The following is a 26,126-nucleotide window of genomic DNA, read 5'->3' as shown; positions in this document are numbered from 1 at the left end:
GATGAAGGCCGCGCGACTCTACGGACCCGGCGACCTGCGCGTCGAGGACATCGCCACGCCGGGCGCGCCGGATGCGGGCTGGGTGAAGCTGAGGATCGATGCGGCCGGCATCTGTGGCTCGGATCTGCACAATTTCCGCACGGGCCAATGGATAAGCCGGTCGCCTTCGACGGCCGGTCATGAGCTGACCGGCACGGTGATCGCCATTGGCGAGGGCGTGGACACGTTCGTCGTCGGCGACAGGGTAATTGCCGATTCCCGTTTCTGGTGCGGAGATTGCGCGCAATGTCGCGCCGGGAGGCGGCATCTCTGCACGTCGCTGGGCTTCGTGGGTGAGATATGCGACGGCGGATTTGCAGAACAGGCGGTACTGCCCGCGCGGCTTTTGCATGCCGTCGATGCCGCGCTCGACGAGCGGGTCGCGGCGATGGCCGAGCCGCTGGCGGTGGCGCTGCACGCGGTGCGGCGGCTGCCGAAAACGACAGGTTCCGTGCTGGTCGTCGGCTGTGGACCCATCGGCGGTCTCGCTGCGCTGCTGCTGTCACGCACCTTCGCCGGTACCGTGCTGGTTGCCGACCGCAACCTGGCCCGTTGCGCCCGGGTGGCGCAGGTGACAGGGGCAACGATCGTCGACCTGAACAGGGATGCCATTGCCAGCGCTACCGCCAATGCCCCGTTGCTCGCGGCCGTCGAAGCGACAGGCAGCATCGCGGCACTGAACCAGTTGCTCGGCGTTCTCGATCCCGGCGGCACGGTAGCTATGGTCGGCATCTTCCATGGCCGCCTCGACATCGACCCCAATAGTCTGGTCGAACGCGAAATCGGGTTGTTGGGATGCCACGCCTTTGCCGACGAGCTGCCCGAGGCCGTCCGGATGCTGTGTGAACTCAGCGAACCGCTGCTGGCACTGATCGATCAAGAGATCGGCCTGGATGATCTTCCCGCCGCCTATGAGCGGCTGTTGGCGGGGCGCAGCGACGGCTTGAAAACAATCATCCGCATGCGGCAACCTGTCGAGCAGTCGTGATTTCCGATAAATCGCCGGAAAGGACTTTTGAAATGATCACTTTGCCCGATACGGCCAGCCCTCTCTACGAGAAGGTGAAGGACTACATCCTGACCAACATCGGAAAAGGCCAGTGGAACAAGGATCGCAAGCTGCCGTCCGAAAATGAGTTGGTGGCTTCGCTCGGCGTGTCGCGGATGACGGTGCATCGGGCCTTGCGGGAACTGACCGCGGCGGGATTTCTGACCCGGCTGCAAGGTGTGGGGACCTTCATTGCACCGCCGCGGCCGCAATCGACGCTGATCGAGATCAACAACATCGCGGCGGAAATCGTCGAGCGCGGCAACAGGCATCGTTCCGAAGTCCTCGTCCTCGAAACGATCGTGCCGACAAAGGAACTGGCGCTGTCGTTCGAGTTTCCAAAGCGTGTCTCGATCTATCATTCCGTCGTCGTCAATTTCGAGAACGATCTGCCGGTGCAGTTGGAAGAGCGCTTCGTCAATCCGAGCCTCATCCCCGATTATGACAAGCAGGATTTTTCGAAGACGGCGACCTATGACTACCTCATGCAGAAAACCCCGGTGACCGAGGTCGAACACATCATCTCGGCGATCCCGGCGGATGCCGAGACAGCGCGGCACCTGGGCATCGATGTCGGCGCCTGCTGCCTTTTCCTGCATCGCCGGACATGGACGGGTGCGGTGGTGGCGACGATCAGCAAGCTGACTTATGCCGGCAGCCGCTATTCGCTCGGCAGCCGCTATTCCCCTTCCAAAAATAGCTGACGGCAACGCTGCGACGCATAATGGAAAGGTTTCGTTGCCAACGTATTTTGCGTGTATTGAGGGCAGGCAGATGCGCACGATCAAAGTCGAAATTGAGTCCCTTCCAACTTGTATATGCATGTATGTATTTTAGCCTTGACATCCGCTCCTGCTGACGCTGAAATATCCTCGCACTTCACCATGAGGTGGCAGGTAAGACGCCGAGGCACAGTGCCGCAAGAGCAGAAACCCGCAGTCTCACCAGACCGGCTACCTGGGTTAGAAAAAGCGGTCTGATCATCAAGGGGAACAAAGATGATGCGTAACCTAACAGGACAATTTCGCGCGCTCGTGATGGCCGCCGCCATCGGGCTCGCCGCCGCCCCGGCAGCCTACGCGGCCGATGCGGCCATTCCCACCACGCCCGAGGCGGGGTCGTTCAAGATCGGCATCGAGCCCTGGCTTGGCTATGGCCAGTGGCATGTCGCCGAGGCCAAGGCGCTGTTCAAGGCAAACGGGCTGACGGACGTCCAGATCGTCAACTTCGCCGAGGACAAGGACATCAATGCAGCACTTGCAAGCGGCCAGCTCGATGCCGCCAACATCGCCACCCACACGGCGATGGGCATGGTCGCGGCCGGTCTGCCGGTGAAGATCGTGCTGCTGCTCGACGTCTCCATGACCGCCGACGCCATCATCGCCGGCAAGGACGTCACCTCCATCGCGGACCTCAAGGGTAAGCAGGTCGCTTTCGAGGAAGGCACGACGAGCGACATCCTGCTCAAATACGCGCTCGCCAAGAACGGCATGTCGATCGACGACGTGAAGCCCGTGCCGATGCCGGCATCCGACGCAGGCGGCGCCCTGATCGCCGGCCAGGTGCCGGTCGCGGTAACCTATGAACCGTACCTCACTGTCGCCATGGCGCAGAACAAGGACGTCAAGCTGCTGTTCACCGCCGGCGAGGATCCCGGCCTGATCAGCGACGTGCTGGTGGTGCGCGACGAGGTGATCAAGTCGCGGCCCGGCCAGGTGCTGGCCATGATCAAGAGCTGGGACGCGGCGCTCAAGGACTACAAAGCCGATACATCAGGCGGCCGCGCCATCATTGCCAAGGCAGTCGGCTCGGATGTCAAGGACCTCAACACCGCCTTTGACGGCGTGCGCTATTACTCGCTTGCCGAGAACAAGACGGCGCTCACCGGCGACTTCAGCACGAAGACCTTCGCCGATGTCGAAGCGGCCGCTAAGAACGCCAAGCTGCTGCAGGCCGATGTGACGCCGGAACAGATGATCGACCCATCTTTCGTCAAGGCGGCGGAATGACCAAGGCCGGATCGCTGTGGTGACGCAAATGTCGGCGGAGCGACCGGCGGAAACAGGCCCGGCGCATTCCGCGCCACGCCCTATCACGAAACCGGCGAGGCGCCGCCGATCCTCCGGGATCGGTGTGCCCATCGCCAGGTCGCGTTTTCTGACGATCGCGGTGGCTGTCTTTGTCGGGCTTGGCCTTGCCTGGTGGACGGCGACCGGACTGGGATGGGTGAAGCCGATCTTCTTGCCGTCGCCGGGCAGCGTCGCGACGCAGATAGCCAAGCTCGCGGCCGACGGCACGTTGTGGCTGGACCTCAAAGCCTCGATGTATCGCATTTCCATCGGCTTCCTCATCGCCTCGGCACTGTCGATACCGATCGGCGTTCTGATCGGCAGCTTCCGCTCCTGGGAAGCGGCCATCGAACCCCTGGTGGACTTCATCCGCTACATGCCGGTCGTCGCCTTCGTGCCGCTCTCCATCCTGTGGGCGGGTACCGGCGATACGCAAAAATTCCTGATCATCTTCATCGGCACCTTCTTCCAGCAGGTGCTGATGATCATGGACAACGTCAAACGGGTTCCCGCCGATTTCATCGGCCTTGGGCGCACGCTCGGCCTGCCGGATCGCAAGATCCTGACGCGCATTGTCGTCCCCAGCGCCCTGCCGGGTATCTGGGATACGCTGCGCATCAGCCTGGGCTGGGCGTGGACCTGGCTGGTGCTCGCCGAACTCGTCGCGGCGACATCCGGGCTTGGCTATCGCATCACCGTGTCGCAGCGCTATTTCCAGACCAACACCATCATCGGCTATATCCTGCTCTTGGGCCTGCTCGGCCTGATCACCGACCAGGTCATGAAGGCGTTGGAAAAGGTGCTGTTCAAGCAGGAGGGCCGCTCGCAATGAGGTGCCGCCGATGAGCCCCCCCAAATTGCGGATCGCCGGTCTCAACAAGAGCTTCGGCACGGGCGAGCGGCGCAAGGAAGTGCTGCGCGACATCAACCTCGATCTTGCCGACAACGAGTTCGTCTCCCTGGTCGGCATATCGGGCTGCGGCAAGAGCACGCTACTGTCGATCGTCGCCGGATTGCAGGATTTCGACGCCGGCGATCTCAGCATCGATGGCGCGCCGATCCTGCAGCCGGGGCTCGACCGGGGCGTCGTCTTCCAGTCCTACACGCTGCTTCCCTGGCTGACCGCGCGGCAGAACATCGAGTTTGCCCTCAAGGCCGCCGGCTACGACCGTTCGACCTGCCGCAGCATCGCGCTAGAGCATCTCGAGCTCGTCAAGCTGTCGGACAGCGCCGATCGCTATCCGGCCGAACTCTCGGGCGGCATGAAGCAGCGCGTTGCCATCGCCCGTGCGCTTTCCTATCGGCCCAAGATGCTGTTGATGGACGAGCCCTTCGGCGCGCTCGATGCCTTGACCCGGCATCAGATGCAGGAGCTGCTGACGCAGATCTGGGAGGAACACAGGTTGACCGTCCTGTTTGTCACCCATGACGTGGAGGAGGCCGTTTATCTGTCTGACCGGATCGTCGTCATGGGGATCGGTCCGGGGCGCATCACGCAGACGTTCAACGTCGATATCGAGCGTCCGCGCCGCGAAGAGGTGATGGAAAGCCCGGCATTCATGGATTTGCAGCGCGGCGTCCACAAGGCGATCCGCGAGGCGTCGAGACGTCCCGAAATGGCGTAGCATCCGGGCGGTCAAACAATTCGTTGGCCCCACATATCAGTCAGGAATCAGGGGCCGTGGGGACCGCATAGGCCGAGCGTCCACGCGACGGTTCCGCAAAAGTCGCCGACATACCCATGGTAGCTGCCGTAACCATTGTAGTAGCTGTCCATCCGGGCATTGTCACCGGCCGAGTTGTCGCCCGTCCAACCGCCGCCAACCCACACGTCAGTCCGTAGATATTCCCGGTGAACCACGTGCCGATGCTCGCCGCCGCGATGTGCCGCGGCATGGCGGACAGAATGGTGCCTGACGACCGCGGCATCGGCGACAGTGCTAAAAGAGATCGCGCTCGCGGCCGCCAAGACAATGGCACCGGTGAGCATCATCTGCCGTTTCATGAGGATGCCTCCTGTTCATGCGAGACATGCACGGGACGAAAACGGATTCTGCACCCACACGTTCCTTCACAAAATCGGGACAAGCGATCTTTGGACAACGGCCGTATTGCGCAATCGCCGCTTGCCTCACTCAGGCGATCTCGCACATAGGCCTTGTCAGAAAACGCACGGGCAGCAGGCGATCTGTCGGGTCGAACCCTGCCGGCCGCACTCAGGTCGCTTTGCCGAGCGCCGCGTCCATTGCCATTTCTTCCCCAGAAATGTCATCGAACGAAGCGTAGTTCATGTTGTAGAGGCGGGCGTAAAGGCCTTTCCCCTGCATCAGCTGTTCGTGGTTGCCGCTTTCGACGCTCTCTCCGTTCTGCAGCACGATGATGCGGTCGGCGCCGCGGATGGTGGCCAGACGGTGGGCGATAACCAGCCCTGTGCGGCCTTCCAGCAGTTTGACCAGCGCCTTCTGGATCAGCATCTCGGTGTAGGAATCGATGCTGGCCGTGGCTTCGTCGAGCACCAGGATCTTCGCATCCGCCACCAGCGCACGCGCAAAACTGATCAGCTGGCGCTGGCCGAGCGAGAGATTGCCGCCGCGCTGCTCGAGCTCGGTGTCGTAGCCATCGGGCAGGTTCTCGATGAAATCGTGCGCGCCGACGGCTTTCGCGGCACGCACCACTTCCTCGCGGCTGGCACTCGTCTTGTGATAGCGGATGTTTTCCAGCACCGAACCTGAGAACAGGAACGGCTCCTGCAGCACCATCGCCACCTGATCGCCGAGCGAATCCTGCGTCAGGTCACGCACATCGTGGCCACCGACCAGGACCTGACCCGACCAGACATCGTAGAAACGGTGCACCAGCGCCATCGAGCTTGACTTGCCCGACCCGGTCGGACCGACAAGGGCCACGGTCTCGCCCGGATTGACGCGAAAGGAGATGTTCTTCAGCACCGGCTGGTTCGGCCGGTATCCGAAGGTGACGTTCCTGAACTCGACCGAGCCGTCCATGTCGCGCGACAGGGCGACGGCGCCTTGCCTGTCACTGACGTCCACGGGAACATCGAGCACTTCGGAGATGCGCTGGCCCGAAGCCATGGCGCGCTGCATGACGCTGTATTGCATGGTCAGCGAGCGGATCGGGTCGAAGAAGCGCTGGATGTAGAACAGGAACGCTACCATGACGCCGATATCGAGGCTGTGCGAGAGCACCATCGAACCACCGACGACGATGACCGTCGCCATGGCGATGCCGGTCAGCGTGTCGACGATCGGCACCATCACCTGCGCATATTTCGCCGAGCGCAGATGGGCATTGAGATTGGCCAGCACCTTCTCGTCGTAAAGGTCGAAATTGACGTGCTGGCGCTCGAGGCTCTGCACCGTGCGTACGCCATGAATGCCTTCGGCCAGCGCGCCGTTGGCGATCGAGTTGGTTTCGTGCGCGGCCATGAAGGCGACCTTGGCGCGCGGCAGCCAGAACAGGCGCACGACGAACAGCACCGGCATGGTCGACAGCGTCAGCAGGCCGAGCCGGAAATCGAGCCACAAAAGCACGCTGACTATGCCGAACAAGAGCACGATATCGCCCACCGACATGACAGACGTCTCCAGGAATTCCTGCATCGAATTGACATCGCCCTGCAGGCGCGACATCAGCCGGCCGACCTCGGTCTTGTCCATGAAGCTCAGCGAGACACGCTGCAGATGGCTGAACATGGCACGGCGCAGGTCGGACAGCACGTTCTCGGCGACCTTGCCGACGACGCTTTCCTGCACGTAGCTGGCGGCATAGTTGATGAGGATGACCAGCGTGAACGCGCCGGTCGCGGCGATCATCACCGACTGGTCGAGCCTGCCCGCCGTCATCCCGTGGTCGACGGCGTAGCGGATGACCAGCGGGATCGCCAGTTGCGTCAGCGTGAACACCAGCACCGCGGCAACCGAGATGAAAATGCGGCTCTGGTAGGGTCTCACGAAGCTCCAGACGCGCCTGACGATGCGCGGATCGTAGGCCTTGCCGAAAACCTCTTCCTCGTCGCGATGCGAGCCGACGACGGCCTTGGTCGGCCGCCCGCTGGTGTCTTCCTTGTCGTCGTCGCTCTGTGTCGACATCACGCGGCTCCCGCCAAGGGCCGATCGTCGTCCGGCCGCAGCTGCAGATCGTACAGCGCGCGATAGCGTCCACCGAGCGCCAGCAATTGCTCATGCGTGCCGCGTTCTACGATCCGGCCGCCCTCGACGAACAAGATCTGGTCGGCATGCATCAGTGAGCTCAGCCGGTGCGAGATGATGAGCGTGACGCGATCCCTGGCGAAGCGCTTCATCGCCGCCCGGATCCGCTGCTCGGTACCGGCGTCTATGGCCGCGGTGGAATCGTCGAAGACCAGCACCGACGGCCGCAGCATCAGGCTGCGGGCGATGGTCAGGCGCTGCCGCTGGCCGCCGGAAAGCGACGCGCCGCGTTCGCCGACCACCGTGGTATAGCCAGCCGGAAGGCCGATGATGTAATTGTGCAACTGGGCGTATTCGGCGGCCTGCCCGATGCGGGTCTCGCGCGCCCAGGGATTGCCGTAGGCGATGTTGTTCTCGATCGAGGTGGTGAACAGGAAGGCATCCTGCTGCACGACGCCGACGGCCTTGCGCAGCGATTGCAGCGTCACCTTGCGGATATCCTGGCCGTCGATGGTGATCGCACCAGAAGTCACGTCGTAGAAGCGCGGGATCAGGTGCGCGATGGTCGACTTGCCGCTGCCAGGCGGGCCGACAATGCCGATGGTTTCACCGGACCGGGCCTCGAAGGAGATGCCCGACAGCGTCGGCCGTCCGCCCGCGCCCTCGTAGCGGAAGCCGACATTGTCGAAGCGCAACACGCCGTCGGTGACGACGAGGTCCTTGGCGCCAGGCGCGTCCTCGATGTCGAGTTCGGCGTCGAGCAGCTCAAACAGCCGCGTGCCGCAGGTCGAGGCGCGCGCGAACGAGTTGACCATCAGGCCGAGCTGGCGAACTGGCATCTGCAGGATGGTCATGAAGGTGAGGAACTGGGCCAGCGTGCCGACGCTGATCTGGCCCGCGATCACCTTCTGGCCGCCGAACCAGAGCACCAGGCCCATGGCTGCCAGGAAGGAGAAGTTCATGGCGCTGGTGTTGGAGACGCGGATGTCGACGCGCTGATTGGCAAGCTCCAATGCCGACAGCTTGGCGCGGTCGAATTTTTCGAGCTCGTGCCGCTGCGCCGCGAAGGCGCGCACGACACGGATGCCCCCGAGATTCTCGTCCATCACTCGGCTCAGCACCGAGAGGCGCTCCTGCAACGTTAGCCAGGTGCTGCGCAATGCGAGCTGGGTGACAGAGGATCGCCAGGCAACGAAGGGCACGAAGCTCAAGCTGAGCAGCCCGAGCACGAGGTCGGTGCTGATCAGCAGATAGGCGCCGACGCCGATCAGCACGCCGAGCAGCACGACGCGCAGGATGCCGGTGGAAAAGAACATGCGCACGCCGTCGAGATCGAGCAGGCCGAGCGTGATCAGATCGCCGGTGTGGACCCTGTCGTGGAAGGAGAAGCTCAATCGCTGGATCTTCTCATAGAATGCCAGGCGCAGCTCATAGCCGGTGCGGTGGCCGACAGCCTCGCCATAGTAGTTCTGCGCCATGGTGAAGAGACCGCGCAGGATGCTGACGACGAGCAGCGTCAGCGCCGTGTTCCACAGCGCCTGCTCTGCCGCGGCACCGGCACCCGTGGTCATGACGCCCTGCGCCTGGTCGATGGCGCGTCCCAGCAGGCGCGGAATGAAAAGCTGCAGCGTCGCGGCGATGAAGGTCGAGACGATGGTGATGGCGACCTGCCAGGGATGGCGCAGCGTCATGCGCACGATGCGGAGCAAGGTGCTGAGACCCTTGCCCCAGGAGGCTTCCGCCACATGGGCAAACGATTTGCCGCGCTCCGGCGCGCCGCCGATTGCTTGCGTGTTCAAAGGAAAATATCCAGACCAATCCGGACGTTAGCCCGGACTAATAAAGCAGACTCAATTCAGATGGCGCGATGGTACGCGGGTCCGGCTCCACCGTTCAAGAGCCAATGCCGTCGGCGCACTGTGCCTGAAGCAACATGCTGCGAGTGTGATCCGGTGCATTGCCGGGACCGGCTCGTAGCGGCCATCGGCCACGAGGCCGGCAGCCGCAGTTAGGCAAGAGATGGCCGGACGAGATGCAACCAACCGTCCGGCCGGAGTTCCAGTTGCTAGGCAGGTATCAGGACGGCGAGACGATGCACACCGACCTCCTTGCTTGTATTCGTCGCCTCGTCGGTCTTGCCCTTGGAGCAGGTGTACATGTCACCTGTCTTGAGCTTGAATTCCTTGTCTGCCTTCTTGATGGTGAACGCGCCGGAAGTGATCGTGCAGACCATGTCGTTGTCCATCACGGTTTGAGGGGCGTGTGCTCCGGGCTGAAAGACTATGTCGACAATCGCGATGCTCTTGTAGGCGGGAATGTCGGAGTTGCCGGTGCCGACCTCAACCAGTCTGACACCGGGCGCAATCTCCTTGCCTTCTTTCGGGCCGTATTTCTTGACCTTCGCGGACGCCGTCAGGGCAAAAAAAGGCGTCGCCGCGGCGGCCGTCATACCGAGAGCAATTGCAGACCTGCGATTCATGGTTTTCATCGCGTCCTCCCATTGGTTGGTCACGCACGAAGGTGCATGGCGATGATATATTAGCACAAACGCATTTACTTGTATGCGAAGAAGCGCCGAAGTCCATCTCGGCGGTAGAACTCCGGGCTTCCGGTTACCGGCAAGTCAGTACGCCGCGACAATTTCACATGCCGCCGCCGCAGCCATCGGACAGGTCCCAGACATCGACGATCTGCTTGCCAATGAAGCCGTGCTCGCGGATCAGGTATTTCGCCAGGCCGCCATACACTTTCCAGCGCCAGCATTGGCAGCAGCACGGACCCTTCTCCTCGGAATTTGCCATCGCATAGTCGTAGGTCTGCTGTTCGGTGCTGGTGAGTTTCACATCGTAGTAAGGCATCATCTTCTGCGCGATGCCCGCCGGGATATCGTACGGATCGCTCGGGATCATCGCTATGTCCCGGTATCTGGCCAAGCCGGTCACCTGCTCGACATAGCGCTTCATTTCCATCGGGCTGCAGCACGAGCCCTTGATCCGCGAGGTGCTCGGCATGGTGGCGATCGATTCCGTGAATTTGGCCGAGCACGTGCTGTTGCCGTTTTCGCTGAGGTCTTTGAAGCGGCTCGCCAGGCCTGGATCCTCCGCGGCGATTGCCAAATCCGTATCCCTGAGGAAGCCCATAATCGCGGCGGCCCCAAAAATGCCGCGCAGAACCGTTCGTCGACTGGGGTGCGATATCTGGCTCAGTTGGCGGCCCTGGCCTGCTCGACCAGGCTCTTCATCGTCGCAAGATCGGTCGCGCCCGGGGAAATCTGGTCGCTGACGACGAAGCCCGCCATGATCGGCGCCACCTGGCGGCTGCGTTGCAATGGCCAGCATGAGGGAACGGGCCATTTTGCCGGAAACTCCGCCGAATTGCCCTGAATTATAGATCATAGGGTTCTCCTTCCTTCGGATGATGCTTCAGAAAAGGTTCTTTAATTTCGCCAGCCAGCCCTCTTGCTGTTCGTGATGCGGCCGCTCGATGCTATTGGTCAGCGCATTGACCAAGGTGACGAGATTGATCGGTGCGAAGTCCAGGCCATGGAAATTCGCGCGCCAATGGCCCTCCTTGTCGATCACATGCGTGACGATGCCGTGCGCCTGAATGCCGTCCTCCGTTTTGGTAAATTTGTGGCCAAAAGCTTCCGCCAGCGTGCGGGTAGCGTCCTCCGGCTGGTCCTGGGTTGTGGTCAGGAACGCCCAATTGACGGGATCGAGCCCATGCGTTGGCCCGTATTTTCGCATCACGTCCGGCGTGTCTCTCGTCGGATCTGTGGTGATGCTGACAAAAGTGACCTGGTCCTTCATCGGCGTGCCGTTCACCATTTTCTGGATCTCGGCGATCTTCTCGGCATGCAAGGGACAAACGTCCGTGCACGATGTGTAGATGAAATGGAGGATGACAACCTTGCCACGCAGATCAGCCAGCCGCACCATGTGCCCGTCTGCGGTGCGCAGCGTGAAGTCTGGCGCGGGTTTGTCGATCTGCTGGAAATACTTTTCGTCGCCCTGAAGCATGGCGTCGAGTTCTTCGAGCGAGTGCGCTTGCGCGCCGTGGACGAAGCCCACAATCAGCGCAGCTACGGAAATCAGGCAACGCAGGAAATGCATCCATTCTTGGATACGGACTGGCATCAACTGTTGCCTTTCAGATCGGCGGGCACCGTTGTCGGACCAACGGTGACCTCGTCAGCCTTGGGGGAACCGTCTTCGCCCGGACAGGCGCGACCTGTCATCTTGTGCATGCAGAGGCCAAGCGCGCACATTGCGACGCAGGGTAAAGCGCTGAGAAGCAGCGGCGCGACGCCCGCCGCCGCCAGCCAGCTCCAGTTGGATGCAAGGCCTGCGACGATCACGGCCGCCGCCAATGCGGGGAGGCCACGTCGGCCGCCGAGATAGTAGCGAATCGAAGCGAGGACATTGCGGCCGAACGAGGCCTCATTGGCTCGGATCAGTTCTGTAGTGGTCACAGTGAACTCCTTCTCAGTTGGCAGCAAGATGGCTGCGGATGAAGTCGACCATGTCGGGAGCATCCCATTCAGCCGGACCAATCAGGCGGGCGATCTCCTTGCCCCGGCGGTCGATCAGCAATGTCATGGGAAGGCCGAGGGCGCCGAGCGCGAACATCGCCTTGGCCGACGTGTCGATGTTGAGGGCGAGATGCTCGATACCGATCTCGGCGAAGAACTTTTTCACCTTGTCCGGACCGCCGCGCTCCATCGACAGCGCGACGACCTCGAAGTCCGGCCCGCCGAGTTTGGCCTGCAGCCTGTCGAGCGCCGGCATTTCCTTTCGGCAGGGAGCGCACCACGTCGCCCAGATGTTGAGCAGCACGACCTTGCCGGAAAAATCGGCGAGCGTTTTGGGTTGTCCATCGCCGTCCTGGAACTGAATCTCCGGAAGCGGCTGCGGGCTCGCCTGAACAGCAAAATTCTGCGGCGGCTCGCCGGCCGTCGCAGGTCCAGGCACCGCGAGCAGTGCGCCGAAGAGAACGAGAGCGACCATCTTCATAGCTGCCGTTCCCTCGATTCGAGCCGCAGGAACGTCCTGGCGAGCCAGGTTCGGGCAGGGCAATCCGACGTATCGGCAGACATGGCGCTTGCCTTTCAATCCGTCGCGTAGACCGTGGGAGCCTTGCCGTCCTTGGTGAAGGCGTAGACGATGAAAGGGCCAGCCTTCTCGCCACCCATGCCGGGGGCACCGGTCGGCATGCCGGCCAGCGTGATCCCGGTGATGGCGGGGCGTTCGGTCAACAGTTTCTTGACGATATCGACCGGCACCAGCCCGTCGACGACATAGCCGTCGACCATCAGCGTGTGGCAGCCTTCGAGGTCCGCCGGCACGCCGGCGTCACTGCTGATCTGGGACAGATTGTTGACGGGCTTGATGTCGACCTTGAAGCCGTTGTGTTCCAGATAGTTGGCATAGGATTCGCAGCAGCTGCATTGCGGGTTCTTGTACATCACCGCGTTGATCGTTGCCGCGACAGCCGGCAGCGGCATTGCGATCGCGACGGCGAAAGCGGCGAGAGAGTAAGTCAGTTTCATTGCAGTTCTCCTTGTTGTCTTATCGTTGTTTTGACGAGAAAATCAGGTCACTCGAAACACCGTCATGAGGCCGGCCATCTGGTGGTCGGCGACATGGCAGTGCAGCATCCAGTCGCCGGGATTGTCGGCGACGAAGGCGCATTCGATCGTGTCCCTGGGAGCGAGCAGCACCGTGTCCTGCCATTGCCGGTGCGGTACCGGCGAACCGTTGCGCGCAAGCACCAGCATGCTGAAGCCGTGGATGTGCATCGGGTGCCACCAGGCAGTTTCGTTGCGCATTGTGAGATGACAGGTTGCGCCGCGGGGCAGGGTGAACTGCGGCGCCATGCCGGCGTGGCCGTCACCGGTCATCGACATGCCGTTGATCGCCCACGCAGCGCCACCCTTCATGCCGGGTGTCGCCATGCCCATCATGCCGCCGACGCCGGCGAGCTTGCCGCCACCCATCATGCCGCCTTGCAGGACGATCTCCTGGCGCTCGGCGCTTGCGAGATCGGGTTGCTGCAACGGGTTGCGCGGCAGGCCAAGCGGCGTACCGAGAGGATGGGTCCGAAGTGGCGATGCGCTGTCATAGGCAAGCGTGGCCAGCGTATAGGCGAGACCGTCATAGAAATCGTCGATCACTGCGTAACGCTTGCCTGGGTCGCCCTGCATATCGATCACGACGTCGATGCGCATGGCAGGGGCCAGAACAAGGCGGCCGTCCTCCGGTTCATGCGGATCACAGGGCTGGCCGTCGATCGCCACGACGACCGGGCGGTGGCCTTCGAAGCGCAGCGCCATGATACGGGCGAGCGACGCATTGGCCAGCCGCAGCCTGACACGTTCGCCCGCCCTTACGCTCTGGTCGGCCGGCGCCGTGCCGTTGATGGTGACGACGTTGCCGACGCGGCCGGACATCGCCGCATCCATCGCGCTGCCGAAGCCGGGCGCCATCTGCCCGTCATCGGCAAGCCGCCAGTCCTGGAGCAACCACAAGAGGTCGCGGTCGACGGCGACGGGTTCGGTCTCCTCGACAATGAGGGCGCCGGCGAGCCCGCGGCCGAGCTGCACAAGGCTGTTGGCATGCGGATGGTACCAAAAGGTGCCGGCGTCGGGCGGCGTGAATTTATAGACGAAATCTTCTCCCGGCTTGATCGGCTGCTGCGTCAGGCCGGGTACTCCGTCCATGGCGTTTTGCAGGCGGATGCCATGCCAATGGACCGTGGTTTCCTCGTCCAATGCGTTCTCGACCGTGATGTGAACGGGTCGGCCCTGGCGCAGGCGCAGCATCGGGCCGGGGACCGTCCCGTCATACGCCCAGACAGGAGTAAGCGGATCGCCAGCGCCGGTGAAGCTGGCGTGGCCGGGCGCGATCCTGATGCGGCGTTCATCGACGGCGGATGCTCTTGGCGTTGCGGGGTGCACCAGGGTGGCCGCAGCAACGCCCGCCGCCGCAAGGACGAACCTGCGGCGCGACATCATATGACGGAAATCGGTACTCACTCTCACTCCCTTTGCGATCTCGATCGACGGCGAGCCTCTCGGCGTCGAATTGCTGCGTGCCTGCCGGCGCAAAGCGCCAGCGGCAATCAAACGCCGGAAATCAGCCGCGGGATGGCTGAACCGGCGTCAGGCGAGATCGATGGATTTGGGAGGGAATGGGTCGGGCAAGGAACTTCGCCCGTGAAGGAACGGCATCGGTAGCGCCGATGGTTGTTGCACCGGTGGAACCACGGCGATGGCGAGGCTTTGAGGGAGTACGGCGAGCACCGGTGCGATGCAGGTCGGTGGACAATGCATCGGTTTGCCGGTGTCGGCCGCGCCCTTGAGGCAGGCGTTGCAGTCGCCATTCATGCCGGTGTCGGCCATCTTGGCCATGCCGGTGCCGACAGGCATTGTCATGCCGCCGCCAGCCATCATCATCTTCGCCGACATGACGCTCGCCTGAGCGGCAGACAGGCTGAACCCGGCGGTCAGGAATACCGCGAGGAGCATGACAAGCATATGTTTTGGCGACCGGCGTGCCATCATGCATCTAGGCTGGCCTCAAAAGATGGCATTTGCAAGCTGGATTCCGATGCTGCGACAATCCCGGCATCGCATCGTGCCTGAGGAAGAACATGCTGTTGAGGGCTTTGGACTGTCGGTAATCCGCTTACGAAGCCTGGCCGTGTCGCCAGCAGGCGATGAAATGGCCGGCCGCTGTCTCTCTGGCGGGCGGTTCGGCCCTTTTGCAGTCGGGCAGGACCAGAGGGCAGCGGTCGGCGAAGGAGCATCCGGTGTTCGGGGCTTCCTCGATGTCGACTGGAGCGGATAGCTTCGGCTCGGCCTCATCGGACGCTGCCGCCAGAAGCAATGCCGTATAGGGGTGATTGGGGCCCTGAAAAATCTGGTCGGATGAGCCGGTTTCGACGAGGCGGCCGCGATAGAGCACGCCGATCCTGTCGGCCATATAGCGCACCACCCTGAGGTCGTGGCTGATGAACAGATAGGTCGTGTCCTTGTCGCGCTGCAGGTCGTTGAGCAGGTTGAGGACGGTCGCCTGTACGGAGACGTCGAGCGCCGAAGTGGGTTCATCGAGCACGACGACCTTCGGCAGGCCGGCGAAGGCCCGCGCGATCGCCGCCCGTTGCCGCTGGCCACCGGATAGTGATCGCGACTTCTGCTCGGCTGTGGCGCCGGCAAGACGAACCGAGTGCAGCAAGTCGCGGACGCGGGCTTTGACCTCACTGCTGCGCAGGCCGGCGAGCCGGCGCAGGGGGCGGCCGAGGATCCTGCCGATCCGCTGGCGCGGATTGAGCGTGCGATCCGGCGACTGGAAGACCATCTGCACGTCGCGGCGTTCGGCAAGGTTCCTTCTCTCGACGCGCGGCGCGACGGTCCTGCCGAACAGCTCGACCGATCCGGCGTCTGATATCTGCAGGCCGGTGACGATCCGTGCCAGGGTCGACTTGCCCGAACCGGACTCGCCGATCAGCCCGAAGGTCTCGCCCTGGCGGATGTCGAGATCGATGCCGTGCAGCACTGGCTGGCTGCCGAAGGCATGGCTGATGCCCTTGCAGGCGATCGCGATTCGGCGTTCCTTTGGCGGGCCGGCGGCTTCATTCTGGACCGCCGGGTGTGATGGCAGGCCGTCCGTCTCCGCCAGTCTTCCGTTCCGCTTGGTGTAATCGAGCGCCGGGATCGAGGCGATGAGCGCCTTCGTGTAGGCGTGAGACGGGTTGTCGAAGACATCACCGGCAGCGCCGCTCTCCACCACCTTTCCCGACTGCATCACCGCCACCCGGTCGCAGGAGCGGCGGATCAAGTTGATGTCGTGGCTGATCAGCAGGATGCTGGTTTTGTGGTCCTTGCGCAGGTCGGAGAGGATGGCGATGATCTCGGACTGGACGCTGGCGTCGAGCGCCGTCGTCGGCTCGTCCAGAACTAGCAGCGACGGGTCGAGCGCAATCGCGATGGCGATGTTGGCACGCTGCTGCATGCCGCCGGAGAGTTCGTGTGGATAGAGCCCCAGCACCCGCTGCGGATGGCTCACCCGAACGCGCCCGAGCAGCTTGGAAGCCCGCTCGCGCGCCTCCTCATGGCGCACCGGGCGATGCCGCATGATCGTTTCGGTGATCTGGCGGCCGATCGTCATGCTTGGGTTGAGGGCCGCGCCCGGATGCTGGTAGACGGCGGCGATATGATCCCCCCTAAGCTGGCGCAACTGCTCGGCCGAGAGGTCGCGGATTTCGCGCCCCTGGAACTCCAGCGCTGACGCCGCGATGCGGGCATTCCTCGGCAGATAGCGCAGGATGGCGAGCGCCACCGAGCTTTTCCCCGATCCGGACTCGCCGACAAGGCCGAGTGCTTCGCCTTCGGCTATGCGCAGCGAGACGCCGCTGACGGCGGGATGCGACCCATTGCGCCCGTCATAGGCGATGGAAAGCTGGTCGACGTTCAGAACCGAGGAGAACATTGGGGCTTGAAACCACTTTCTTCCAGCGTCGCGATCGAGGGCAATCGCTTCCACTTTCTCAATGCATTATCTCTATAAAGTTACTCGAATTAAGCCGGAGCGCAATCTAACTTTCAGGGCTCAAGAGAGATTGTCGCCGTCTGCCGAAGCAGCGCGACGTCCCTCGGAGCAGATCTGGAAGGAGACCGGCATGGCTCGAGCCCACATGATCCTCAGCGCATTTTTCTTCAACCCGCAGGGCGATCATCGCATGTCGTGGCGCCATCCGCGGGCGCCGGGCCGGGAGGTGCTGGACTTCGAGTTCTACCGCGATCTCGTGCAGGCGGCCGAGCGGGCCAGGATCGACACCATCTTCGTCGCCGACCACGTGTCGATCTGGGATTCGGTCAAGAGCGGTGTCGCCCACTACGCCAATGCCCGCCTCGAACCGCTGACGCTGCTGTCGGCGCTGGCCGGGGTGACAGAACACATCGGCCTGATCACGACGGCGTCGAGTTCCTACAGCGAGCCCTACAATGTGGCGCGCATGTTCGCGTCGCTCGACCATATCAGCAAGGGCAGGGCATCGTGGAACGTCGTCACCTCGGCGATGGATGAGGAGGCGCGCAATTTCGGCCGCGATGGGAACATCGAGCATGCGCTCCGCTATGAGCGCGCGGCCGAATTCCTCGATATCGTCAAGGCGCTGTGGGACAGCTGGGAAGACGAGGCGCTGCTGATCGACAAGGCGTCGGGCTATTTCGCCGACCCCGACAAGGTCCATCCCATCGACCACAAGGGCAAGCATTTCAAGGTGCGGGGGCCGCTCAACGTCTCGCGGCCGCCGCAGGGCCATCCGCTGATCGTCCAGGCCGGATCGTCCGAGGACGGCAAGAACTTCGCCACCGCGCAGGCCGATGCGCACTTCGCCATCTACAGCACCAAGGAGGATGGCATCAAATATCGCCAGGACATCAACGAGCGTCTCGCCCGCCACGGCAGGCGGCCGGAGAGCTTCAAGATCCTGCCCGGCATCCTGCCGATCGTCGCCGCTTCCGAGGCGGAAGGCCGGGAAAGACAGGAATACCTCCAGACGCTGCTGCCCGATCAGGTCGGCATCGACCTGCTGTCGAGCTGGAGCGGCATCGATCTCTCCGTCTATCCGCCGGACGGGCCGCTGCCGCCGCTGCCGGACGAGAGCACCTTCAATGGCGGGCGCACGTCGCTCAACCGGGTCAAGCAGTGGGCGAAGCAGAATCTCAGCCTGCGTGAGATTGCCCGCAAGCTCGCCAACAGCGGTTCTGTACCGACCGTCGCCGGCACGCCCAAACAGATCGCCGACCAACTCGAAGACTGGTTCGTTTCGGGTGCCGCCGACGGCTTCAACCTGATGTTCCCGCTGTTGCCGGAGGACTGGGTGAACTTCGCCGAACAGGTGGTGCCCGAGCTGCAACGGCGCGGCGTCTTCCCGACCGAATACGCGCCGGGAACGCTGCGCGACCGCTTCGGCCTGGCGCGGCCCGCCAACCGCTTCGCCGAGCAGCGCGACAATGCGCGCGCCGTGTCCTGACCGGGAGAACGATCATGACTGTCGCCCCAAGATTGCAGCCTCGCGAAGCGACCGCTCCGCAGCTCGTCAACGTCCTGCACAGCCCCAAGCGCGTGCGGGTCAAATTCGGCGGCCGCACCATCGCCGACAGCCGTAACGTGCTGGTGCTGCGCTCCAACCATTTCCTGCCGATCTATTTCTTCCCGCCGTCAGCGGTCGACCCGTCGGTGCTGAAGCCTTCGCTGCATCGCGAACCGCATCCGGTCGGTGGCGAGACGGCCTATTGGGATATCGACAGCGGCGATAGGCGCAGTGCCAACGCGGCGTGGGCCTTCATCTCGCCGCCGGATGAGAACCTGGCGCCGCTCGCCGGCCGCATCGCCTTCACCTGGAAGGCCGTCGACCAATGGTTCGAGGAGGACGAAGAGGTCTTCGTCCATGCGCGAGACCCTTATGCGCGCATCGATGTGCTGCAAAGCACGAGCCATGTGCAGGTGTGGTTCGACGGCGAGCCGATCGCCGACAGCCATCGTCCGGTGCTGCTGTTCGAGACGCATCTGCCGACGCGCTTCTATCTGCCGGCGGAAGACATCCGGCTGGAGCGGCTGACGGCGTCCGTCACAACGACGCGATGTCCCTACAAGGGCATCGCCTCCTACTGGTCCGGTCTGCTGAGCGATGGAAGGGTGCGCCCGGACATCGCCTGGAGCTATCGCGATCCGATCGCGGAGATGCCCAAGATCAAGGGCCTCATCGCCTTCTATCCGCAGGCCGTGGACCGCATCCATCTCGACGGCGAACCCGTCGCATAGCTTTCAATCTTCATTTCAGAGCAGGGGTTTTAACATGACCAAACACAGGGATATCGACGCACTTCGCAATCTGTCGGGAGACATCTGGAATGTCGCCGTCGACGAATATCAGGGCGGCTTTCTCAAGCGCCGCGATCTCCTGAAATATGCCGCACTGCTTGGCCTGACCGGCTTTGCCGCCTCGCAGGGGCTGGGAGGCGCGCGCGCTGCCGCCGCAGCAGGCGGCACGGTGCGTGTCGGGCTCGGCCAGCCGACCAAGGCGATCGATCCGGTTTCGGTGACCGATCCGGCCAGTATCGGGGTGATCAGCCAGGTCGGCGAATATCTGATCCTCGATGACCCCAAGGACGGGCTGCAGCCGAAGCTTGCCCTGTCCTGGGAAGCCGACGAGACGGCCAGCCGCTGGACCTTCAAATTGCGGAAAGGGGTGAAATTCCACGATGGCCGTGCGGTCACCGCCAAAGACGTGGTGGCGAGCTTCGAGCGGCTGGTCGATCCGGCCAGCGGCTCGTCTGCCTTGTCGGCCTACAAGGGCATCCTGTCCAAGGGTGGTGCCAAGCTGGTCGACGAGCAGACAGTCGCTTTCGATCTCGACGGTCCGAACAGCAACTTCCCCTTCTATGTCTCCTCCGACGTCTACAACGCCGTCATCCTGCCGGCCGACTATGCCGGTGATTTCGAGAAGACTTTCAACGGCACCGGTCCGTTCAAGCTCGAATCGTTCCGTCCCAAGCAAGGCGCCAGCTTCGTGCGCAATGAGAATTACTGGGGCGACAAGGCGCTGCCCGACCGGGTCGAGATCAAGTTCTTCGACGACGAGCAGGCGCAGGTGCTGGCGCTGCAGGCCGGCCGACTCGACGTCATCCCGAGCACGACGCGCCTGGAACTCGCGATCGAGGGCAATCCGAATTTCAAGCTGCTGAGCGTGCAGGCGAGCTCACACGACCAGGTGCATCTCAGAACCGACCAGGCTCCGTTCACCGACAAGCGCATCCGCCGTGCGCTGGCCCTCACCATCGATCGCGAGGCGGTGGTCAAGGGCCTGCTCAAGGGCCGTGCAATCGTCGGCAACGACAGCCCGTTCGCGCCGATCTTCCCCTCGACCGATCCGTCGGTGCCGCAGCGCAAGCAAGACATTGCGGAAGCCAGGCGGCTGCTTGGCGAGGCGGGCGTGCCCAACGGCTTCGAGGTGACGTTGACCACCGAGCGCGCCTATGACATTCCCGACTATGCGGTGATCATCCAGAACTTCGCCAAAAAGGCCGGCATCGACGTCAAGCTCAATGTCTTGCCACAAGACGCCTATTACGGCTCGGCGACCTTCGGCAGCTCGCCCTGGCTGGATTCGGTGCTCGGCATCACCGACTACGGCCATCGCGGCACGCCCGACATCTTCCTCAACGCCACGCTGAAGAGTTCGGGAGCCTGGAACGCGGCGCATTTCAACAACCCGGTCTATGATGCGCTGCTGCTCGACTACTCCAAGGCACGTGATCTGCAGGCGCAGCGCCTCGTTGCCGGCAAGATCCAGACCCTCTTGCTCGACGAGACGCCGGCGATCATCAGCTACTTCTCGCAATACAGCCGGATCGTCAGCTCGAAGGTCGAGGGCGTGCGCTTCACCGCGATCTCGCATCTTCTGCTCGACCGCGTTTCCTTCGTCCAGGCATGATTGAGACATGCTGACCGGCCGCATTCTGTCGGCGCGTGTGGGCACGCTCGTCCTCACGCTGTGGCTGGTCAGTGTCCTGGTGTTCTTCGCGGGGCAGGTTCTGCCCGGCGATGTCGGCCGTGTGATGCTCGGGCCGTTTGCCGACGCGCAAGCGGTGGCGGAACTGAACAAGCGGCTCGGCGCCGACCAGCCGGTTCTCGTCCAGTACTGGCTCTGGTTCAGCAAGGCGGTCACAGGTGACCTCGGCACTTCGCTGTCGATGCGCGGGCCGGTGGCGCCGTTCGTGCTCGAAAGCCTCAAGCGCTCTGCGGCCCTTGCCGGCATTATTCTGATTTTTCTCGTTCCGCTCGGGGTCGGTGCCGGCGTCGTTGCCGGTCTCAACGCCGGCCGCTTGATCGACCGGCTGATCGTGATGGCGGGCGTCTCCTTTGGCATCGTTCCTGATTTTGTGTCCGGCCTGATGCTGCTCATCGTCTTCGGCCTGTGGCTGAACTGGTTCCCGATCTCAGGCGTTGCGCCGGATGGCGCGGGCTTCTGGACGCATGGCTATTATCTGATCCTGCCGGCGTTGCCGCTGGTGCTCAATCTTGCCGGCTACATCGCCCGGATGACGCGGGCAGGCGTGATCGAGGCGATGGCCGCCGACTACACACGCACCGCCGTCCTGAAGGGTCTGAATCGGCGTGAGATCATCCTTCGGCACGTACTGCGCAACGCGCTGACCCCGACCATCGCGGTTCTGGCGACGCAGACCGGATACATGCTTGGCGGGCTGGTGGTGATCGAGGCGCTGTTCGGCATCCAGGGGCTTGGCAATCTGGTTCTGAACGCGGCCAAGGCACGCGATTTTCCGATGCTTGAAGCGGGCGTGCTGGTGATGGCGGCAATCTTCGTGTTGTCGGCGGCAGTGGGAGACCTCGTGCTGGCCTTGCTCGATCCGCGGCAGCGCCGTCGGACCTCGCCATGACGGATCTGACGGAATCTCCGGCGCCGCGGCGCGCTGTGGTTGGTTTGCCAGCGGTGCGCAGGATCGGCAGTGCCTTCTCCGGACTGCCCCCATCGGTCGTGATTGGAACGCTGCTGCTGCTGTTCTGGGTCGCCTGCGCGCTGTTTGGCAATCGCTTCGTTCCCTACGATCCTTATGCCGAGGATTTTCTGGCGACGCTGACGCCGCCCGATGCCTTGCATTGGTTCGGGACCGATCAGCTCGGGCGCGACGTGCTGTCCCGCATCGTGATTGGGTCGCGCGACATCCTGCTGGTTGCGCCGTTGGCGACGCTGGCCGGCGTTGCCGCCGGCGGCATCATCGGCCTGGTGCTCGGCTATCTCGATGGCCTCACCGATGCCATCGGCGCGCGGCTGCTCGATACGCTGATGGCATTTCCGTTCATCGTTCTCGTCACCATGACGCTGGTGGCGATCGGGCCGTCGAACCTGACCGTCATCCTGGTGATCGGCATCGCCTATGCGCCGCTGGTGGCGCGCACCGTCCGCGCCGCCGTGCGCGAGCAGAAGGAGCGCGACTATGTGAGCGCCGCCCGGCTTGGCGGCGAAGGCGCGCTTGCCATCATGTTCCTGGAGATATTGCCCAACATCAGGGAGACGATCCTCATCGAGCTCGTCACCCGGCTGGGCTACGCGTTCTTTTCGATCGCGACCCTGAGTTTTCTGGGCCTCGGCATCCAGCCGCCGTCGGCCGATTGGGGACTGGCCGTCGCCGACGGCTACGGCTTCCTGACCGGCGGCAAATGGTGGGTCGTCGTGTTCAATTCCGCGGCAATCGTCTCGCTGGTGATGGCGACCAACCTCGTCGCACAAGGCATCGGTGCCTTCGAAAATAGCGATGCATGAGCCTTAAACCGGGCGCTGGAAAGTTTCTTTTGCATTGAAGCCTGGCGCGCATCCTTATATCGCATGGCTATGAAGAAAATCGGTTTCCTGTCGTTCGGGCACTGGACGCCCTCGTCGCAATCGCAGGTGCGCTCGGCATCGGATGCGCTTTTGCAATCCATCGATCTTGCCGTCGCGGCCGAGCAGCTTGGCGCGGACGGAGCGTATTTCCGCGTGCATCATTTCGCCCGCCAGCTCGCTTCGCCGTTCCCGCTGCTGGCGGCTGTCGGCGCCAAGACCAGCCGCATCGAGATCGGCACCGCCGTCATCGACATGCGCTACGAGAATCCGCTCTACATGGCGGAGGATGCGGGCGCGGCCGACATCATCGCCGGCGGCCGCCTGCAACTCGGCATCAGCCGCGGCTCGCCGGAACAGGTGATCGACGGCTGGCGCTATTTCGGCTACGCGCCGCCGGAAGGCAAAAGCGACGCCGACATGGCGCGTCATCACGCCGAGGTCTTTCTCGACACTCTGCGCGGCGAGGGGTTCGCACAGCCCAATCCACGACCGATGTTCCCCAACCCGCCTGGCCTGCTGCGGCTTGAGCCGCATTCGGAGGGTTTGCGCGAGCGGATCTGGTGGGGTGCGGCGACCAACGCCACGTCGGAATGGGCGGCGAAGCTCGGTATGAACCTGCAAAGCTCGACGCTCAAATTCGACGAGGGCGGCAAGCCGTTCCACATCCAGCAGGCCGAGCAGATCCGCATCTACCGCGAGGCCTGGAAGGCTGCCGGCCACAAGCGCGAACCGCGCGTCTCGGTCAGCCGCAGCATCTTCGCGCTGGTCGACGATCGCGACCGGGCCTATTTCGGACGCGGCAATGAGAGCCGCGACCAGATCGGCTTCATCGAGGAGAACACCAGGGCGATCTTCGGCCGCAGCTACGCCGCCGAGCCGGACGTGCTGATCAAGGAACTGGCTGAGGACGAGGCGATCGCCGAAGCCGATACCCTGCTGCTCACCGTTCCGAACCAGCTCGGCGTCGACTACAATGCGCATGTCATCGAGGCGATCCTGACCCATGTTGCACCGGCGCTGGGCTGGCGCTGACACCGGATCGGTCAAGACGGATCATTTCAGGGAGGTACACCATGGCGAAGAAGGCTTTGATCGCCTGGGGCGGCTGGGAAGGTCACACACCGGAGCGCAGCGCCAAAATCATCAGCTCGCTGCTTGAGCGCAACGGATTCGACATCACGCTCGGCCAGGGGACCGCGATGTTCGCCGATCCAGAGCTTGCCTCTTTCGATCTCATCGTGCCGGTGATCACGATGTCGACGATCGAGAAAGCCGAACTTCAGAACCTGACGCTTGCCGTTCGCGGAGGCAGCGGACTCGGCGGCTTTCACGGCACGATGGGCGACAGTTTTCGTAACGAACCCGACTATCAGTTCATGACCGGCGGCCAGTGGGTGGCGCATCCCGGCGACATCATCGACTATAGGGTCGCCGTCACCAGGCCGGACGACCCGATCACATCCGGCATCGCCGATTTCGCCTACCGGTCGGAGCAGTATTACATGCACGTCGACCCGAGCAACGAGGTGCTGGCCACCACCACCTTCACCGACGAGCATTTCCCGGGGATAGGCGGCGTCGTCATGCCGGTCGTCTGGAAGCGTCGCTATGGCGCAGGAAAGGTTTTTTACAGCGCGCTGGGGCACAATGCCGACGAGTTCGCGGTGCCGGAGATGGCGCTGATCGTCGAGCGGGGTCTTATCTGGGCCGCCCGATAGATCAGCGGAAATGAGGACATGAGCATGACGGTCTCGGTGACCGATTTGCCGCTGCACACGCCCATCGATGGCCGGCACCGCAAGATGCTGATCGACGGCGCCTGGTGCGACGCGCTCAGCGGCCGGACTTTCGAGACGCGCAATCCCGCCACGGGCGCCGTGATCGGCACCGTACCGCTCTCCGATTCCGGCGATATCGACCTTGCCGTGGCGGCGGCCCGGCGCGCCTTCGACGGGCCGTGGAGCCGGTTCAAGCCTTATGAGCGCCAGCTGCTGCTGCTCAAGATCGCCGATCTGATGGAGCGCCATTGGGAGGAGATCGCGCTGTCCGACACCACGGATATGGGCATGCCCATCGTGCGTACGCTCGCCAACAAGAACCGCGTGCTTGGCATGCTGCGCTTCTATGCCGGCATGGCGACGGCTATTCATGGCCACACGATCGGCAATTCGCTGCCGGGCGAGATCGTCTCCTACACGCGCAAGGAACCGGTCGGTGTCGTCGGCGCCATCATTCCGTGGAATGCGCCGACCGCCGCGTCGATCTGGAAGATCGGTCCGGCGCTGGCAACCGGCTGCACCATTGTGCTGAAGCCTTCCGAGGAAGCACCGCTGACGCCGCTGCTGATCGGTGCGCTGATGATGGAAGCCGGCGTGCCGCCCGGCGTCGTCAATGTCGTCACCGGCACTGGTGCCGAGGCCGGCGCGCCGCTCGCCGCCCATATGGACGTCGACAAGATCGTCTTCACCGGCTCGACAGCGACCGGCCAGAACATCCTGCGCGCCTCGGCCGGCAACATGAAGCGCGTCTCGCTGGAGCTTGGCGGCAAGTCGCCGGTCATCGTCTGCGCCGACGCCGATCTCGAGCGCGCGGTGCCGATCGCGGCGATGTCGGTGTTCGCCAATTCCGGCCAGATCTGCATCGCCGGCTCGCGGCTGTTCGTCGAACGGCCGATCCATGACGAATTCGTCGAGCGGGTCTCGGCCTATGCGGCGAAGCTCCGGATCGGCGATGGCGCCGACCCCGAGACCGAGATCGGACCGCTGATCTCGCCCAAGCAACTCGAACGCGTCGCTGGATTCATCGAGGATGGCACAAGGCAAGGCGCGCGGCTGGTCACCGGCGGCAAGCGAATCACCGAAGGTGCGCTTGGTTCAGGCAATTTCATCGCGCCAAGCGTTTTTTCGGGTGTCACCGACGACATGCGCATCGCCCGCGAAGAGATCTTCGGCCCGGTGATTTCGGCGCTGCCGTTCGACACGCTGGACGAAGTGGTGCGGCGCGGCAACGATACACCCTATGGGCTGGGTGCCGGCGTGTTCACCCGCGACCTCGGCAAGGCGCACCAGCTGGCCAACCGCCTGCGCGCCGGCTCGGTCTGGGTCAACACCTACCACGCCATCGACCCGGCCGTGCCGTTCGGCGGCTACAAGATGAGCGGCTACGGCCGCGAGGGCGGGGCGGAGCACCTCGACGAATATCTCAATACGAAAGGCGTGTGGATAAGGACGGATTGAGAGGCCGGCATTTTGCAGATGGCGCTCTACGGCGCCCCCCTCTGTCCTGCCGGACATCTCCCCCCTCGTGGCAGGGCTATCGCATATGAGTAAAGAGCTGGAAGAGGAAGTCTCTGTTCCATCTGGCTCTTCGCATCTTGCTGGCGATGGGTTT

25 protein-coding genes are annotated in these 26,126 nt (G+C 63.3%); 13 read left to right on the top strand and 12 right to left on the bottom strand.

Features of this window, described 5'->3' with window-relative positions:
• Window position 1: 1 nt before the first annotated feature.
• From NKH57_RS21825 to NKH57_RS21805, 5 genes are all read left to right on the top strand, one after another.
• Window positions 2-1,027, top strand: a complete 1,026-nt coding sequence (locus tag NKH57_RS21825) for a zinc-dependent alcohol dehydrogenase (RefSeq protein WP_352947186.1) — start codon at window positions 2-4, stop codon at window positions 1,025-1,027.
• Window positions 1,028-1,059: 32 nt separating this feature from the next.
• Window positions 1,060-1,791 (top strand): histidine utilization transcriptional repressor HutC, encoded by a 732-nt coding sequence (hutC, locus tag NKH57_RS21820; protein ID WP_352947183.1) that lies wholly within the window; start codon window positions 1,060-1,062, stop codon window positions 1,789-1,791.
• Between the two features lie 297 nt (window positions 1,792-2,088).
• Window positions 2,089-3,096 (top strand): ABC transporter substrate-binding protein, encoded by a 1,008-nt coding sequence (locus tag NKH57_RS21815; RefSeq protein WP_352947180.1) that lies wholly within the window; start codon window positions 2,089-2,091, stop codon window positions 3,094-3,096.
• Window positions 3,097-3,220: 124 nt separating this feature from the next.
• The gene (locus tag NKH57_RS21810) at window positions 3,221-3,988 is read left to right on the top strand and encodes an ABC transporter permease (RefSeq protein ID WP_031260273.1); all 768 of its coding nucleotides are present in this window, start codon (window positions 3,221-3,223) and stop codon (window positions 3,986-3,988) included.
• Window positions 3,989-3,998: 10 nt separating this feature from the next.
• A complete protein-coding gene (locus NKH57_RS21805) occupies window positions 3,999-4,781 on the top strand; it encodes an ABC transporter ATP-binding protein (RefSeq protein ID WP_352947176.1) in 783 nt (260 codons plus the stop codon).
• Window positions 4,782-4,828: 47 nt separating this feature from the next.
• On the opposite strand, the gene NKH57_RS21800 is transcribed toward NKH57_RS21805, so the two are convergent.
• The 12 genes from NKH57_RS21800 to NKH57_RS21745 form a co-directional block, all read right to left on the bottom strand.
• On the bottom strand, window positions 4,829-5,161 hold the full coding sequence (locus NKH57_RS21800) for a hypothetical protein (RefSeq protein ID WP_352730880.1): 333 nt from the start codon (window positions 5,159-5,161) through the stop codon (window positions 4,829-4,831).
• 211 nt (window positions 5,162-5,372) lie between these two features.
• Entirely contained in the window at window positions 5,373-7,265 is a 1,893-nt protein-coding gene (locus NKH57_RS21795) for an ABC transporter ATP-binding protein (protein ID WP_352947173.1), read from the bottom strand.
• On the bottom strand, window positions 7,265-9,124 hold the full coding sequence (locus tag NKH57_RS21790) for an ABC transporter ATP-binding protein (protein WP_352947170.1): 1,860 nt from the start codon (window positions 9,122-9,124) through the stop codon (window positions 7,265-7,267). Before NKH57_RS21790 ends, NKH57_RS21795 begins: the two co-directional genes overlap by 1 nt.
• Window positions 9,125-9,390: 266 nt before the next feature.
• On the bottom strand, window positions 9,391-9,837 hold the full coding sequence (locus NKH57_RS21785) for a hypothetical protein (protein WP_352947167.1): 447 nt from the start codon (window positions 9,835-9,837) through the stop codon (window positions 9,391-9,393).
• Between the two features lie 130 nt (window positions 9,838-9,967).
• Window positions 9,968-10,441 (bottom strand): hypothetical protein, encoded by a 474-nt coding sequence (locus NKH57_RS21780; RefSeq protein WP_352947164.1) that lies wholly within the window; start codon window positions 10,439-10,441, stop codon window positions 9,968-9,970.
• Between the two features lie 306 nt (window positions 10,442-10,747).
• Window positions 10,748-11,461: an SCO family protein gene (locus tag NKH57_RS21775; RefSeq protein ID WP_352947161.1), complete on the bottom strand. Its 714-nt coding sequence runs from the start codon at window positions 11,459-11,461 to the stop codon at window positions 10,748-10,750.
• A complete protein-coding gene (locus NKH57_RS21770; RefSeq protein WP_352947158.1) occupies window positions 11,461-11,796 on the bottom strand; it encodes a hypothetical protein in 336 nt (111 codons plus the stop codon). Before NKH57_RS21770 ends, NKH57_RS21775 begins: the two co-directional genes overlap by 1 nt.
• Before the next feature lie 13 nt (window positions 11,797-11,809).
• Window positions 11,810-12,337 (bottom strand): TlpA family protein disulfide reductase, encoded by a 528-nt coding sequence (locus tag NKH57_RS21765; protein WP_352947155.1) that lies wholly within the window; start codon window positions 12,335-12,337, stop codon window positions 11,810-11,812.
• A 95-nt stretch (window positions 12,338-12,432) separates the two neighbouring features.
• Window positions 12,433-12,873 (bottom strand): DUF411 domain-containing protein, encoded by a 441-nt coding sequence (locus NKH57_RS21760; protein WP_127294807.1) that lies wholly within the window; start codon window positions 12,871-12,873, stop codon window positions 12,433-12,435.
• Window positions 12,874-12,915: 42 nt separating this feature from the next.
• On the bottom strand, window positions 12,916-14,358 hold the full coding sequence (locus NKH57_RS21755; RefSeq protein WP_502907325.1) for a multicopper oxidase family protein: 1,443 nt from the start codon (window positions 14,356-14,358) through the stop codon (window positions 12,916-12,918).
• Between the two features lie 126 nt (window positions 14,359-14,484).
• Window positions 14,485-14,859 (bottom strand): hypothetical protein, encoded by a 375-nt coding sequence (locus NKH57_RS21750; protein WP_352947152.1) that lies wholly within the window; start codon window positions 14,857-14,859, stop codon window positions 14,485-14,487.
• A 151-nt stretch (window positions 14,860-15,010) separates the two neighbouring features.
• Window positions 15,011-16,813, bottom strand: coding sequence for a dipeptide ABC transporter ATP-binding protein (locus NKH57_RS21745; RefSeq protein ID WP_352947149.1), 1,803 nt, complete (start codon window positions 16,811-16,813; stop codon window positions 15,011-15,013).
• 190 nt (window positions 16,814-17,003) lie between these two features.
• Here NKH57_RS21745 and NKH57_RS21740 point away from each other — a divergent pair, with 190 nt between their 5' ends.
• From NKH57_RS21740 to NKH57_RS21705, 8 genes are all read left to right on the top strand, one after another.
• Window positions 17,004-18,362, top strand: coding sequence for an LLM class flavin-dependent oxidoreductase (locus tag NKH57_RS21740; protein WP_352947146.1), 1,359 nt, complete (start codon window positions 17,004-17,006; stop codon window positions 18,360-18,362).
• Between the two features lie 14 nt (window positions 18,363-18,376).
• Window positions 18,377-19,153, top strand: coding sequence for a DUF427 domain-containing protein (locus NKH57_RS21735; protein WP_352947143.1), 777 nt, complete (start codon window positions 18,377-18,379; stop codon window positions 19,151-19,153).
• Window positions 19,154-19,187: 34 nt separating this feature from the next.
• Window positions 19,188-20,825 (top strand): ABC transporter substrate-binding protein, encoded by a 1,638-nt coding sequence (locus NKH57_RS21730; RefSeq protein WP_352947140.1) that lies wholly within the window; start codon window positions 19,188-19,190, stop codon window positions 20,823-20,825.
• A gap of 7 nt (window positions 20,826-20,832) precedes the next feature.
• Window positions 20,833-21,792: an ABC transporter permease gene (locus NKH57_RS21725; protein ID WP_352947137.1), complete on the top strand. Its 960-nt coding sequence runs from the start codon at window positions 20,833-20,835 to the stop codon at window positions 21,790-21,792.
• The gene (locus NKH57_RS21720) at window positions 21,789-22,676 is read left to right on the top strand and encodes an ABC transporter permease (RefSeq protein ID WP_352947134.1); all 888 of its coding nucleotides are present in this window, start codon (window positions 21,789-21,791) and stop codon (window positions 22,674-22,676) included. The genes NKH57_RS21725 and NKH57_RS21720 overlap by 4 nt, the downstream gene beginning before the upstream one ends.
• A 69-nt stretch (window positions 22,677-22,745) precedes the next feature.
• Window positions 22,746-23,768: an LLM class flavin-dependent oxidoreductase gene (locus NKH57_RS21715; RefSeq protein ID WP_352947244.1), complete on the top strand. Its 1,023-nt coding sequence runs from the start codon at window positions 22,746-22,748 to the stop codon at window positions 23,766-23,768.
• Window positions 23,769-23,809: 41 nt separating this feature from the next.
• A complete protein-coding gene (locus tag NKH57_RS21710) occupies window positions 23,810-24,454 on the top strand; it encodes a ThuA domain-containing protein (RefSeq protein WP_352947131.1) in 645 nt (214 codons plus the stop codon).
• Between the two features lie 24 nt (window positions 24,455-24,478).
• Window positions 24,479-25,972: an aldehyde dehydrogenase family protein gene (locus tag NKH57_RS21705; protein ID WP_502907327.1), complete on the top strand. Its 1,494-nt coding sequence runs from the start codon at window positions 24,479-24,481 to the stop codon at window positions 25,970-25,972.
• Window positions 25,973-26,126: the final 154 nt, after the last annotated feature.

Source organism: Mesorhizobium sp. M1050, from assembly GCF_040318715.1.
Taxonomy (GTDB): Bacteria; Pseudomonadota; Alphaproteobacteria; order Rhizobiales; family Rhizobiaceae; genus Mesorhizobium.
Note: the sequence above shows the minus strand (reverse complement) of the source record. Positions and strands in the feature narration are given on the sequence as shown.